Origin of the sequence: Brevundimonas sp. Leaf168 (assembly GCF_001423685.1) — a bacterium.
Taxonomy (GTDB): domain Bacteria; phylum Pseudomonadota; class Alphaproteobacteria; order Caulobacterales; family Caulobacteraceae; genus Brevundimonas; species Brevundimonas vesicularis_C.
The window spans coordinates 225,916-239,193 of record NZ_LMOY01000008.1 but is presented as its reverse complement, the minus strand read 5'-3'; the positions used below and the strand labels follow the sequence as shown (position 1 = coordinate 239,193).

The following is a 13,278-nucleotide window of genomic DNA, read 5'->3' as shown; positions in this document are numbered from 1 at the left end:
CCGGCCCCTTCGATCATGTCTGACCGGCGCGCTCAGAGCTTGAAGCGCACGCCCAGGAAGACGTTGTAGCCGAACTTCTCGTACTCGTAGGTCCGCTCCTTGACGCCGTAGTAGCGGACGCCCGCGCTGTCGGTCAGGTTCTTGGCCTCGCCGAACACTTCCATCCCATTGCCGAAGTCGTAGCTGGCGGTGAAGTCCAGCTGGCCGCGCCCCTCGACATAGAGGTCCTTGCCGGGATTGGTCGCGTCGATCGCCTCCAGGAAGTCGCTACGATGCGTGTAGGAGACGCGCGCGCTGAAGCCGTACCGTTCGTAGAACAGGGCGGCGTTGTAGGTCTCGTCCGACTGACCCGGCAGAACGAAGGTGTCGCGACCCGCGAAGGCGCGGCTGGTTTTGATCTCCGCATCCGTCAGGGTGTAGTTGGCGAAGACGCCGAAGCCCGAAGCCCAGCCCGGTAGGAAGTCGAACGTCTGCTGCCAGTTGAACTCGATGCCGGCGATATGGCCGTCACGGGCATTGCGGGCCTCGGTGACCTGAGCGACCGTGGTGGTCGGGGTGACATAGGGCACGCCGTCCGTCACCAGGGTGAAGCGGTAGTTCGACAGGTCCTTGTAGAAGGCGTTGGCCGAAATCACGCCCAGCGGCCGCAGATAATATTCCAGTCCCGCATCGACATTGTTCGACAGGGTCGGCTTCAGATCGGGATTGCCGCGCGTGACCGTCGTGCGGCCGCTGTCGGTGGTTTCCAGAACGCGCGGAACGATGTCGGTATAGTCCGGGCGCGAAATGGCGCGGGTCAGGGCGAAACGACCGACCAGCTGATCGCTGAAGCTGTGGCGCAGCGTCAGGTTCGGGAAGAAATCGGTTTGGTCGCGCTCAACCTTGACCGGAGTCTGCGCGCCGGACAGGGCCACGCTGGTCGCCGACCCTTCGAAGTCGGTCTTCTCGACACGCAGGCCGACCAGCACATTGGTCGCGCCGATATCAAACCGGGCCTGGCCGTAACCCGCCAGTATGTCTTCCTGCGCGGTGTAGTCGGCGGTGATCGACTGCGGAATGCGGCGAACGCCGGCGGCCGGGTCGGGATTGGTCGAGCCGGCCCGGACGCGATCGAAATAGTCGGTTACCAAGCCCGCATCGAACTTGAAGCCCAGATTGTAGTCGTAGTTCTGCGACGGACGATCGCTCAGCAGCGGGGCCAGGGCGCCGGAGCTGGCGGCCGCGCTCCGGTCGCGGAACCGCTCTTCATCGGCCGTCACGTCGCGGGTGCTGTATTTGGCGCCGAACTTCAGCTCGACTTCGCGGCCGCCGATCACGGTGGGCAGCGACAGATTGGTCTTGAACGCCACATCGTCCTGCTCGGTCGTGTTCGAGCGGAAGGTGTTTTCGCGGAAGCTGTAGTTGTTGGCGTTCAGATAGAAGCCCGTGGGCTCGCTGAAGGCCAAATAGGTCGGCTGATAATGGTCAGCCGTGTTGTAGGACAGGGTCGTCGCGCTGGAGCGATAGACCAGCTCGTCGCGGTGCGGATAGGTCTGTTTGCTGTTGGCGAACGACAGGGCGCCGTCCCAGACCGCTCCATTGCCGAACGTCTGCTCGCCGCCCAGCACCAAGGTGGAGATGTCGTTCTCCTGAGTGCGGTGACGCAGTTGCCTGTAGATGCGGGCGTTGTTGAAGGTCGCGCTGGTGTCGGTCGAACCCGGCTGCAGCGTGCCGTCGCTGTAGGTGAAGTTCAGCGTGTTGCGGAATTCGTCGTCGCGGAACTGGGCGTAGGAGCCCTTAACCCACAGACGGATCGCGTCGCTGAGCCGCCATTCAAGCGCGCCGGTCACGGCCTTGCGGGTCCGTTCGGTCTCGTAATCCTTGAACAGGGTGTTCTCCAGACCCCAGATCTGGCCGCCGCCCTGCGCGGCGTTGCGGTTGATCAGAACCCAGCCGTTTTCGACGTTGTCCGGCCGGCGGTTGGTCTCGGAATAGCTGACCGACACCAAGGCGCCGAAGGTCTGATCCGGGCCGAAGACGTTGGACGCCGTTGCGCCCGCGCGCGTGTCCGAACCGCCGTAGTCGTTGTAGCTGCCGCCCGCATAGCCGCTAACGGCCAGGCGGCGCTTGTCGAAGGGCGAGCGGGTCTTGATGTCCACGGCGCCGGCGATGGAATCGGCGTCCTGGGCCGGCGTCAGGGTCTTGGACACCTCGACGCTGGAGACGATGTCCGAGGGCAGGGTGTCCAGATCGACCGCGCGGGTCGTGGGCGACACGGCCGGAATGGCGACCCCGTCCACCGACACGGCGGTGAAGGCGGCCGGCGCGCCGCGCACGTTGATGTAGCGGCCTTCGCCCTGGTCGCGCTGGATGGCGATGCCCTGAACGCGTTGAAGCGATTCCGCCACGTTCGGGTCGGGATAACGACCGATGGCGTCGGCCGACAGGACGTTGACCGTGCCGTCGGCGTTCTTCTGCTGGTTCAGCGAGCGGGCCACGCCGTCGGTGATCACGCCGGTCACGATCACATCGGCCACGTCCGTCGCCGCCATTCCCCCTGAAGATTGGGCGCCCAAGACGATGGCGACATTGGCGTTCTCGCCCGGCGTCGTGACGACCGTCTGGCTGGTCGAAGGCAGGCCCAGATAGTTGACCTCCAGCACCATGGAGCCGCTGGCGGTCGGCAGGGTGAACTCGCCCTGAGTGTTGGTCACGGCCCGCCGGCTGGTGCCGCGCACCAGAACTTCGGCGCCCGGCAGGGGCGCGCCGGCGGCGTTAGTCACCCGGCCGTAGATCACGTCGCCGGCGACCGCAGCTGATGCCGAGGCCACGGCGTCGACATCGGCATGGGCGGGCATGGCCAGCGGCGCCAGGATCATCGGCGCGATCGCGGCGCCCATCAGCAGGTTCAGTTTCATGTCAGGTCCCCTTCGGCGAGCGACGTTTCGCTTCAGCCGATGGAGGGGCCGCTTAACCTTGGGCAGCGACGCGACCGCGACGATTCCACGACGCCCAGTTCGCGGTTTTCCGACGGAACGGCGACGCTTGATCCCTTGACGGAACATCAATCATCGAACCGACGCCGAACCGTCACGCCCGCGCCGTTGACCCACACGCGGCTTGGCCACAGGGACGCGTGCAGATCGTCCGGAGACCAACATGCGCCCTTCCCTCGCCCGCTCGCTGAGCGCCTGCGCCGCCCTGGCCCTGCTCGCCGCCTGCGCCACGACGGAAGTCGATTTCCAGGGTGAGGGCGCGGGCTTGGTCGGTCCGGCCGCCCCGGTTATGGCCGTGCTGGAAACCCCATCGGTCGGCACGGCGGGCCAGGACGCCGCCGACGACCCCGCCGTCTGGGCCAGCGCTTCGCCGGTCACGATCATGGGTCAACAAACCCCGGGCTTCGTCGCCGGCACGGACAAGAAGTCCGGCCTCTACATCTACGGCTTCGACGGCAAGATCCTGCAGTTCCTGCCCGAGGGCCTGCTGAACAATGTCGATGTGGTCGAGGGCCTGTCGGTGGGCGGCCGCCCGCAGGTGGTGCTGGGCGCGAGCGACCGCACGCCGGGCAAGACCGGCATCTCGCTCTATACGTTCGACCCGGCCGGGACCGGCCAGAACGGCGTGCGCTATTGGGGCGCCGTCGCCACCGACGTGATCGAACCCTACGGCTTCTGCTTTGCGCGTCGCGGGGCCGAGGTCCACGCCATCCTGGTCGGGCACGAGGGCGAACTGCGCCAGTTCATCCTTGGCGTGGACGCCGCCAACCAGCCCACGGCGCGTCTGGTCCGCAGCGCCGAGATCGGAACCATCTCCGAAGGCTGCGCCGCCGACGAAGCGACCGACGCCCTCTATATCAACGAGGAGAACGTCGGCCTGTGGCGCTATGGCCTGAACCCGGCCTCGGGCGCGGCCCGCACCCTGATCCAGCCCATCGCCAAGGGCATCCTGGTCGCCGACGCGGAAGGCCTGACCACGATCACCGACCCCTCGGGCCGCTATCTGATCGCCTCCAGCCAAGGCGATTCCACCTTCCCCGTCTGGCGCATCGACGGCCCGGCGCCGGAATACAAGGGCCGGTTCAAGGTCGTGGACGGCGCGGTGGACGGCGTCACCGGCACCGACGGCCTGGCGGCCGCCAGCGGTCAAGTCGGCCCCTTCCCCGACGGCCTTGTCGTGATCCAGGACGACGTCAACGACGTGGGAACCCAGAACTTCAAATACGTCGACTGGCGCGACATCCGACGGGCGCTGGGGCTGTAGCGGCCCCTCGGCGGCGGTCGCCCTCGATCACGTCTCTTTCATCAGGACCCTGCGGCATTCAACGCCGTGCGGGTGCAGTCGGCCATGTCCCTGACGACGTGTCGGCCGATGCAGAACATGTCTTCGTAGCTAGGCTTGGCGGCGGCCAGACACTGGAACAGGTTCAGCTTGGACATCTGCAGGCAGAAGGTGGCGTTCGGATCCTGCAGGACACCGTCGCTTCCATCATCTTTCACGCTTTCGCCCAACAGCGCCCGAGCGGCGACGGACAGGGACCGGGCCACCGCCGGTTTATAGGGAGCCGCCAGAGGCGACGTCGGGATCCGAGAGGGTTCGGCGTGGGCAACCTTCAGCAGCGTCTCTCTCTCGACGTCCGACGCCAGCTGCGTTGCAGCCGAGGCGGCCTTCGCACGCTCCAGCCGTCCCTGTCGGTCCGCGATGGGCTGGCCCGCCCATCGACGGCGCGGATCGCTACGCGCCTGGATCGTATAGGCATCCGCCTCCACCCGATCCGCTGCGGCTTCGATGGCTGCGGCGCCCTCCTCCATGACCTCGGCGATCAGCCCGGCCGCGACGTCTGCGCCAGGCAAGGTCACGGCATAGGCGGGGTCGGCCGTCAGACGGTCCAGGATTTCGCGGCGCTGCGTAGGATCGGCGGCATAGGACCGCACCCCCGCAACGAAGTCCGGCGACTGCATCGCCAGCACCGCTCCATAGGCCACCAGACCCCGCGCCAACTGCTCGGCGTTGGAAGTCGCTCCGCGCTGCAATGCCGCCTGCACCGCCTCCGCATCGACGAAGCCGCCCTCGAATGTGGCGACATCCCGCATGAAGACTAGATAGACCGACGCCGTCCGCGCCACGCTGTCGTCCAGCTGAATTGAAGGCGGCGGAGGCGGGGGCGGCGCAGGCGGTTCGACCGGCTTGGCGCACCCCGCAATAAGCGCGATCAGGCTTGCGGCCGCCGTAACCCGCGCCCAATGCCGATCCATGCGCTTCACAGCATCGCCACGATGAACACGCCACAGGCGGCCAGCACGGCGACGTTCACGGCGGTCATGGCGGCGACGAAGATCTGGTGGGCGCTGAACTTCATTGGATCTCAAAAGCGGTTTCGGTTTGGGGCCGCTTCGCACGGGGCCGTGGGGCCTGGGTGTGGACTTGATGGAGAAATCGTGGAGACACCCCATCTGGTCTGGATCGCCGTCCATCGCTGGGCGATGTCGTGGAGATCTAATGAGCGCCCTGGTCATCATCGCCGAAGACGAACCCGAGATCGCCGCCGTGCTCGACGCCTATCTCGTGCGCGAGGGGTTTCGCACCGTCCGCGCCCTGGATGGCCAGATCGCTCTGGACCTGCACGCCGCCCTTCGGCCCGATCTGATGCTGCTGGACGTGCGCATGCCGCGCGTCGATGGCTGGGGCGTGCTCGGTGAACTGAGGCGCCGAGGCGAGACGCCCGTCATCATGCTCACTGCGCTGGATCAGGACATCGACAAGCTTCAGGCGTTGCGCATCGGCGCGGACGACTATGTCGTCAAACCGTTCAATCCGGTCGAGGTCGTGGCGCGCGCCCACGCCATACTGCGACGCAGCGGCGGATCGGGCCAAGGCGGCGTGATCCGCCTGGGTCCGCTCGAGATCGATCTGGAGGCGCACATCGTCCAGTGGTGCGGGCTGGACAAGCCGCAGCGCCTGCCCCTGACCCTGACCGAGTTCCGCATGCTGGCCCACATGGCGCGCTATCCGATGCGGGTTTTTTCCCGCGCCGAGTTGGCCGACGCCTGCTTGAAAGGCGACGAGGTGCTCGATCGCACGGTAGATAGCCACCTCAGCAAGCTGCGGCTCAAGTTACGAAACGCAGGCGCCGACGGCGTTCTCGTCGGCGTTCGTGGCGTGGGTTATCGCCTCGAGGTCCTGGCGTGAGGGCCGCCCGCGCGCTCGGCCGTCGCATCGCCGTGCGTACGGCTCTGGTCATCCTGGGGGTGCTTGGACTTAGCGCCGCCGGCGCATTCGCCCTGTACGGCTGGGTCTTCGAAAATTATCCCGATGCGGTGGCCTCGCCCCAGGCCTGGCGACCGCAGTCAGTGGATTATGTCGCTCTGGCGTCAGCCGCCGTCGTGGCCCTGATCGGCGCGACCGTGGCCGGGCTGCAATTGGCCCGCCGCCTTGTCATGCCTCTCGCCTCATTGTCCGGCGCCGCGCGTGCGATCGCCGATGGCGACCTGTCCGCGCGCGCCCTGGCTGGCGATCGGTCTTTTTCGGAGACCGCCGACCTGGTGGACGACTTCAACCTGATGGCTGCGCGGCTGGAGACGCTCGCCGCCGACATGACGACGTGGAACGCCTCGATCGCGCACGAACTGCGAACGCCCGTCACGATCGTCAAAGGCCGTCTGCAAGCGGCCGCCGACGGCGTCCTGCCGCTGGACCGCGAGATGATCCTGACCTTGCTCAAGCCGGTCGACGCCCTGGGCCGCCTGATCGAGGATTTGCGCGTCGTCAGTCTGGCCGATAGCGGTCGTTTGCAACTGCGCCTGACGCCCCAGGACCTGGGTCAGCGATTGGACGATGTCCGCGCCCTGGTCGGCACGGAAGCTGAGGCGGAGGGCTATCCGATCACCTGGACGACGCCGGCCACTGTGGTTGTTTGCGACGGCGACCGCATTCAGCAGGCTGTCCTGGCTCTGCTCGACAACGTGCGTCGCCACGCCGATCCCGGCCCTGTCTCGGTCAGCTTGATCACCGATGAACGCTTCGCCGTCATCGCCGTGGAGGACAGCGGCCCAGGCCTGCCCGACGCCATGACCCGATCCGTTTTCACCGCCTTCAAACACGGGTCAGGCGAGAACGGCGGGACCGGCCTGGGCTTGGCCGCGGTCCGCGCAATCGCCGAGGCCCACGGCGGATCGGCGCGTTACTTGACCGGCGCTCGCCTGGGATCCAGGATCGAGATCTGGATCCCCGCCGTTTCGTAGATTCGTTTTGAAATCAGCCGCCTGGCAATGGACCGCTCAAAAATCGAAGTGGTTCCATATCCGGGGATGACGACGCCCTACTGATCCTCGTCGAATTTCCGCGCGACCAGGTCGGTCAGAGCTTCCATGGCCTCTTCGGCGTCAGGGCCTTCGGCGGAGACGTCGATGCTGCAGCCGATGCCGGCGCCCAGCATCAGCAGGCCCATGATCGAGCGGGCGTCCACCGTCACGCCGTCGCGGGTGACGTGGATCTCGCTTTCGAAGCTGGAGGCCAGTTTGACGAACTTGGCCGAGGCGCGGGCGTGCAGACCGCGCGTATTGCAGATGTTCAGGGTCGCGGTGACGGTCATTTTTCGCCTGCGAGCACCCAGGACGCCACAGAGATGTATTTGCGCCCCGCGTCCTGCGCATGGGCCACGCAGGATTCCAGCGTCTCGCGCCCCCGCACGCTGGCCAGTTTGATCAGCATGGGCAGGTTCAGCCCGGCGATGACCTCGGCGCGCGTCTGTTCCATCACCGAGATGGCCAGGTTCGACGGCGTGCCGCCGAACATGTCGGTCAGCAGGATGACCCCTTCGCCGTCGTCCACGGCCGCGGCCGCGTCGACGATGTCGCGACGCCGACGCTCCATGTCGTCGTCAGGCCCGATGCAGATGGCCGCGACGCCGCGCTGCGGGCCGACCACATGCTCCATGGCGGAGAGAAACTCGGACGCCAACCCGCCGTGGGTGACGATCACCAGACCGATCATGAGGACTTCACTCGCATCCCGCCCCGAACCGTCCCAGGCATTCCCCCGCCCGGCAAGGGAGGCCGGACGCCGCCCTCTATGGACCGCAAGGGGCGTGTCATAGACCCGTCTTTCGGGGTTTCAAAGCGTCTCCAACGCCGCTGCGACCACATCGACGGCCGAAGCCGGTCGGGGATCCAGCGTCAGCAGGGGCAGATCGACCCCCGCGAAAGCCCGTGTCTGCGGCTCCGGAAGCCGTTCGACCCCTTCCGCGATACAGGCCACGGCCAGCGCCACGCGGCAGACCGGGCGTGTTCTGGCGGCCACGATTCCGAGGCCGCGCACCTCGATCCGCCCGGCGATGGAGGCCGGCGCCGAGGCGTGAACGGCCCCGTCCGAGGCCCAGACCTGGGTGTAGTCGTCGCTGACCAGCCGCCAGCCGCGCCCGATCAGCCGCAGCGCCAGATCGCTCTTGCCCGCGCCCGAGGGTCCCAGGATCATCACCCCCTGCCAGGCCCCGCGCCGACGCACGGCGACGGTGGTGGCGTGGACTGGCTGGCCCGGGGTCACGACCAGCGGCCGACCGCCGGGAAGACGATCTCGAACCGCGCCCCGCCTTCGGACTTGTTTTCGGCGTGGACGCGACCGCCATGCGCCTCGACGATCTGACGCACGATGGACAGGCCCAGGCCCGAGTTGGAGCCGAATACCGCCCCCTTGGGCCGCGAGGTATAGAACCGCTCGAACACCGTCTCCAGGTTCTCGGCCGGAATGCCCGGCCCCTGGTCCTCGACCCGCACGCGGATCGGCAGATCGTCCCCGATGTCCTCCAGCGTCACCCGCACCACGCCGCCAGCAGGGCTGAACGAGCGGGCGTTGTCGATCAGGTTGCGGAACACCTGCCCCAGCGGCCCATCGCGGCCCATAACCCGCAGGGCCTGTTCGGGCGCCGTCAGCACGACCGGAATGTCGCCGGGCTTGGCCGTCGTCTCATAGACGCCGACGATATCGACCAGCAGCCGGTTCAGATCGACCGGCCGCGGTCGATCGCGCGACAGCTCCGCATCCAGCCGCGAGGCGTTGGAGATGTCGGTGATCAGCCGGTCCAGCCGACGCACGTCCTGCTGCAACAACGCCGTCAGCTTCTCGCGGTGCGCATCGGTCTTGACCAGCGGCAGGGTCTCCAGCGCGGACCGGATCGAGGTCAGGGGGTTCTTGATCTCGTGCGACACATCGGCCGCGAACCGTTCGATGGCGTCCATCCGCGTCGACAGGGTGTCGGTCATCGATTCCAGAGACCGCGCCAGATCGCCGATCTCGTCCTTGCGATCCTCGAGGTCCGGCAGGGAGATGGCCCGCGCGCGTTGCAGCTTCACCTGATCCGCCGCCGCCGACAGCCGCATGATCGGCCGCGCCACGAACAGATGCAGCAGCAGCGATCCCAGCAGATTGACCCCCAGCGCCACCAGGGCGAACGGGAACAGCGCCTGCCGCTGGGCGCCCAGGATTTCGTCCACGTCCCCGGATTCGACGGTCAGCACGCCCAGCACCTGACGCACATGGCGCACCGGAATGGAGACGGAGACGACGCGGTCGCCGGATTCGTTGCGACGCAGGGTCGATTGGGGCGAGCCGTCCAGCGCCGCCGCCACCTCGGCCGCCAGTTCGCTGTCGGCGCGCGCGACCCGGCGTTCGGACAGCAGATTGGCCTTGGCGGCGTCCTCGGTCGCCGTTCCAGCCGGCTGCGCGTCGGGCAGGGGCCGCCCGCCGATGGCCTCCGTCACCTGATAGCTGTCGACCAACAACAGGCCGTTCACATCATACAGCCGCACCCGCTGGCCCGCCGGAATGAAGCGATCGGTCAGCCAGATCGATGCACGGATGGGGTCCAGTTCAGGCGTCGGCTCGCCCCGCGTCACGCCTTCTTCGCGCAACACATTGGCCAGCAGCTCGGCCTGGACCGTCAGCGATTCCTGACGCGCCTCGATCAGGCCGGGACGCCATTCATTGATCGCCAGCGCGCCGCCGAACAGGATCAGCAGGCTGAGCAGATTGAGCACCAGGATGAAGCCGCCCAGCCGCGATCCGCCGAAGCGGAACAACGGCCGGCGCTGGGGCTCCTCGTCGGGCTCGCGCCCGCCCGGTTCAGCTCTCGCGGTAGCGGTAGCCGACGCCATACAGGGTCTCGATCGCGTCGAACTCATTGTCCACGGCGCGGAACTTCTTGCGCATCCGCTTCACGTGGCTGTCGATGGTGCGGTCGTCGACATAGACCTGATCGTCGTAGGCGGCGTCCATCAGATTGTCGCGGCTCTTCACGAAGCCGGGACGCTGCGCCAGGGCCTGCAGCAGCAGGAATTCGGTCACCGTCAGCTTGACGGGCTTGCCGTCCCAGGTCGACTCGTGGCGCGCCGGGTCCATCGACAGCTTGCCGCGCTTGATCGCCCGGCCCGAGACTTCGGCGGCCGATTCCGGTTCGCCGCCGTCGGCGCCCGTGCGGCGCAGCAGCGCCTTGACCCGCTCGATCAGCAGACGCTGGCTGAAGGGTTTGTGGATATAGTCGTCGGCGCCCAGGTTGAAGCCCAGGATCTCGTCGATCTCCTCGTCCTTGGACGTCAGCATGATCACAGGAATCTGCGAAGTCTGGCGCAGGCGACGCAGCACCTCCATCCCGTCCATGCGCGGCATCTTCACGTCCAGGATCGCCAGATCGGGCGGCGAGGATTCCAGCGCGGCCAGACCCGAGGCCCCGTCATGATAGGCGGTGATCTTGTGGCCATGGCTTTCCAGCGCCAGCGAAACGGACGCCACGATGTTCTCGTCGTCATCGACCAGAGTGATGTTGGCCAAGGGTGTCTTCTCCTGAACTTTACGTTCCCGCGAGCAAGAACGCACAGCAAGCGTAACCGTTCGATCTCGGTTACATTAGGGCTAAGGCGTTTCGGGTCGAATGAAAATCGCCTGCAACCCGAAAGCGGTTCGGTGACATCCAGATGGTCACGGCGCCGCCTCATTTCAACGCGCGCACAGCGTTCCTCCGGCGCGCCAAGAAACATTCCGGCTTCGAAAACCTCGCCTTAAAGGCTTGGGATGCAGGATCGGCCCATGGCGGGTCCGATCCATTACGAAGTCTATGTCCGCAAGAGCGCCCCGTCGTCGTGGACGCTGCTGATCGCGACCGAAGACCGCAAACACGCCATCGAGACCGCCGAGGAGCAGCTTCGGGATCGTCTCGCCATCGCCTCGCGCGTGACCAAGGAGAGGCTGGACCCCGAGACGATGGAGTTCAGCTCCCTGACCATCCTGACGCTGGGCGCGCCGGAGGAGCGAAAGAAGAAGGTCGCCGACAAGGCGGTCCCGCCGGCCTGCAGCAGCCCGGCCGAACTCTATTCGCCTCATGCCCGCGCCCTGATCGGCCGGGTGCTGGAGGACTGGCTGAAACGCGAGGGCGTGACCGCCTTCGAACTGCTGCATCGTCCCGATGTCGCCGAACGGCTGGAGGCGGCCGGGGTCGAGCTCCAGCACGCCATCCAGAAGGTCGCGGTCCCCGAAAGCCAGGCCACGGGCCAGGAGGTGCACGGGGTCGTGCGCCACTATCAAAAGCTCACCGAACAGGCGATGGCCCGGCTGCGCAAGGCCGGACGCGACGGACTGTTCCCCGCGCTGGACGACCGCTCCATCGCCGATCTGGCGCATCGCCTGACCGGCGCGCCGGATCGGGCTCTGCGCATGGGCGGCGTCGTCGCCGGCGCGCTGAAGGATCGGCGCGGCGCCCGCGATCGCCTGACCGTGCTGATGGATTTGATGGACGCCGCGCCCGCCGACGGCCCCCCGCGCGCCCTGGTCGTCGTGGTGGTCGAGCAGATTGTCGCCGAAATGCTGGCCGTGCGGACCAACCTGACCGAGATTTTGGGCCCGTCCTTGGATCAGGGCGCCAATCTGGCGGCCATCGTCCGCATGGTCGCGCCGGACGAGATGGACGCCCTGTTGCGGATGGACCCGCGCCTCGCCCTGATGATGCCCCAGGTCGAGGGACCGGCCGCGCGCCTGGGTCTGCATCTGGCCTCGGGTGAGTTTCCGCTTCTGGCCGCATCCTTGGCTCGCCTTGTCACCCGCGAACTGACCAGCCAGCGCCGCCTCCGCCCCCATGATCCGGTCGGAGAGATCGACATCCTGCGTCTGCTGGCCATGGCCCTGACGGCCTCGGCCGGGCGACTGCTGACGCTGGAAGAGGTTCAGACCGCCTTCGTCGAACGCTCCAAGAGCCTGGTTACGGCCGATTTCGTCGGCGCCTACGTCAACCCCTGCCCGACGGTCTTGGCCGAGGCCGAGCAGCTGACCCGCCTGTGCGAGAACGTCACCGGCGGGGCCAATAAGCGCGCCGCCGCGCGGTGGCTCAGCGCCTGTATCGGCTCGCTGCGTTTCGAAACCGAGATCCGCCAGTCCGTCCCGGGCGGCCCCAGCGCCTCGCACAAGCTGGCCACGCTGGCCCGGCTTCAACGCTCGGTTCAGGCCGCGCATCTGGCCGATCACGACCAGACCCAGATCATGGACGCCATCGGCGCGGTCGGCGCCAATCTGGAGGCCGACGCCCATCTGGTCGCCCAGATCGTCCGCGCCCAGGCGGCTGCGCCTCAAAAGCTGACGGCCCTGCTGAAACTGGCCACCGGTGAAGCCGGCCCGCTGGGCCCCGTGGCCGACCGCGCCCGCGCCGAGGCCATCAAGCTGCTGCGCTCGCCCGACGTGCGCATAGCCCTGACCGCCGCCCCGCAAAACGTCGCGGCGTTGAGAGGCCTGATGCAGCAAGCGGGCTTGGCGGCCTAGCCGGCCTCAGTCGAAGATATCGAAGATGCTGTCGCGCTTCTTTTTCTTGTAGCGATAGTCGTCGTCGCGATGCCGGTCGTCGCGATATTTGTCGCCCCGGTAGCCTCGATCGTCGCCGCGATACGGCTGTGACGCCCCGCCGCCCCAGGGTTGGGCTGGGGGCTGGGCATAGGGCTGAGGCTGCGGCGACGGCGCATAGGCCTGCGGCGCGGGCGCGACCGGGGCTGTTGCGCGACCCTCCTCGACGGCGGCGGCCATCAGCTTTTCCAGCTCGCCACGATCCAGCCAGACGCCCCGGCAGTCGGGGCACATGTCGAACTGGACGCCATTGCGCTCCAGCGTCTGCATGGCGGCGTTGTCGTTGGGGCACATCAGAAGAGGCATGTCGGGCTCCGATCGAAAAAGAATGGGCGGTCGATGCGACAGGCCAGGAGGGGAAAGCTTCGCCGCATCGACACGCCCGTGCGGTCCGACATCGCGTCGCACGATCCGGCGCAAGGAAGGGGG

Annotated in this window: 12 protein-coding genes; 4 read left to right on the top strand and 8 right to left on the bottom strand. The window is 67.2% G+C overall.

The annotated features are described in order from the left end of the window. Positions 1–32: 32 nt before the first annotated feature. Positions 33–2,897 carry a TonB-dependent receptor gene (locus tag ASF81_RS08440; protein ID WP_055807590.1) on the bottom strand — a complete coding sequence of 955 codons (2,865 nt, stop codon included), beginning with the start codon at positions 2,895–2,897 and terminating at the stop codon, positions 33–35. A gap of 241 nt (positions 2,898–3,138) precedes the next feature. On the opposite strand from ASF81_RS08440, the gene ASF81_RS08435 reads away from it, so the two are divergent. Beyond that, on the top strand, positions 3,139–4,239 hold the full coding sequence (locus ASF81_RS08435; protein ID WP_055807586.1) for a phytase: 1,101 nt from the start codon (positions 3,139–3,141) through the stop codon (positions 4,237–4,239). A gap of 41 nt (positions 4,240–4,280) precedes the next feature. Here the strand turns inward: ASF81_RS08435 and ASF81_RS08430 are convergent, their stop codons facing one another. Next, entirely contained in the window at positions 4,281–5,231 is a 951-nt protein-coding gene (locus ASF81_RS08430) for a hypothetical protein (RefSeq protein ID WP_055807584.1), read from the bottom strand. Positions 5,232–5,475: 244 nt separating this feature from the next. Here ASF81_RS08430 and ASF81_RS08425 point away from each other — a divergent pair, with 244 nt between their 5' ends. After that, the gene (locus ASF81_RS08425; protein WP_055807581.1) at positions 5,476–6,165 is read left to right on the top strand and encodes a response regulator; all 690 of its coding nucleotides are present in this window, start codon (positions 5,476–5,478) and stop codon (positions 6,163–6,165) included. Continuing rightward, on the top strand, positions 6,162–7,217 hold the full coding sequence (locus tag ASF81_RS08420) for an ATP-binding protein (protein WP_055807576.1): 1,056 nt from the start codon (positions 6,162–6,164) through the stop codon (positions 7,215–7,217). Before ASF81_RS08425 ends, ASF81_RS08420 begins: the two co-directional genes overlap by 4 nt. 77 nt (positions 7,218–7,294) lie before the next feature. Here the strand turns inward: ASF81_RS08420 and ASF81_RS08415 are convergent, their stop codons facing one another. The 5 genes from ASF81_RS08415 to ASF81_RS08395 form a co-directional block, all read right to left on the bottom strand. Then, entirely contained in the window at positions 7,295–7,567 is a 273-nt protein-coding gene (locus ASF81_RS08415) for an HPr family phosphocarrier protein (protein ID WP_017506134.1), read from the bottom strand. Further along, positions 7,564–7,968, bottom strand: coding sequence for a PTS sugar transporter subunit IIA (locus ASF81_RS08410; RefSeq protein ID WP_017506133.1), 405 nt, complete (start codon positions 7,966–7,968; stop codon positions 7,564–7,566). The genes ASF81_RS08415 and ASF81_RS08410 overlap by 4 nt, the downstream gene beginning before the upstream one ends. Before the next feature lie 120 nt (positions 7,969–8,088). Then, positions 8,089–8,517, bottom strand: coding sequence for an HPr kinase/phosphorylase (locus tag ASF81_RS08405; RefSeq protein WP_055807575.1), 429 nt, complete (start codon positions 8,515–8,517; stop codon positions 8,089–8,091). Continuing rightward, positions 8,514–10,124 carry an ATP-binding protein gene (locus tag ASF81_RS08400; protein WP_055807573.1) on the bottom strand — a complete coding sequence of 537 codons (1,611 nt, stop codon included), beginning with the start codon at positions 10,122–10,124 and terminating at the stop codon, positions 8,514–8,516. Before ASF81_RS08400 ends, ASF81_RS08405 begins: the two co-directional genes overlap by 4 nt. After that, positions 10,093–10,797, bottom strand: a complete 705-nt coding sequence (locus ASF81_RS08395) for a response regulator transcription factor (protein ID WP_039243953.1) — start codon at positions 10,795–10,797, stop codon at positions 10,093–10,095. The genes ASF81_RS08400 and ASF81_RS08395 overlap by 32 nt, the downstream gene beginning before the upstream one ends. Before the next feature lie 255 nt (positions 10,798–11,052). Between ASF81_RS08395 and ASF81_RS08390 the strand changes: the two genes are divergently transcribed. Beyond that, positions 11,053–12,771: a hypothetical protein gene (locus ASF81_RS08390; RefSeq protein ID WP_055807871.1), complete on the top strand. Its 1,719-nt coding sequence runs from the start codon at positions 11,053–11,055 to the stop codon at positions 12,769–12,771. Between the two features lie 6 nt (positions 12,772–12,777). On the opposite strand, the gene ASF81_RS08385 is transcribed toward ASF81_RS08390, so the two are convergent. After that, a complete protein-coding gene (locus ASF81_RS08385; protein ID WP_055807571.1) occupies positions 12,778–13,155 on the bottom strand; it encodes a zf-TFIIB domain-containing protein in 378 nt (125 codons plus the stop codon). Positions 13,156–13,278 lie beyond the last annotated feature (123 nt).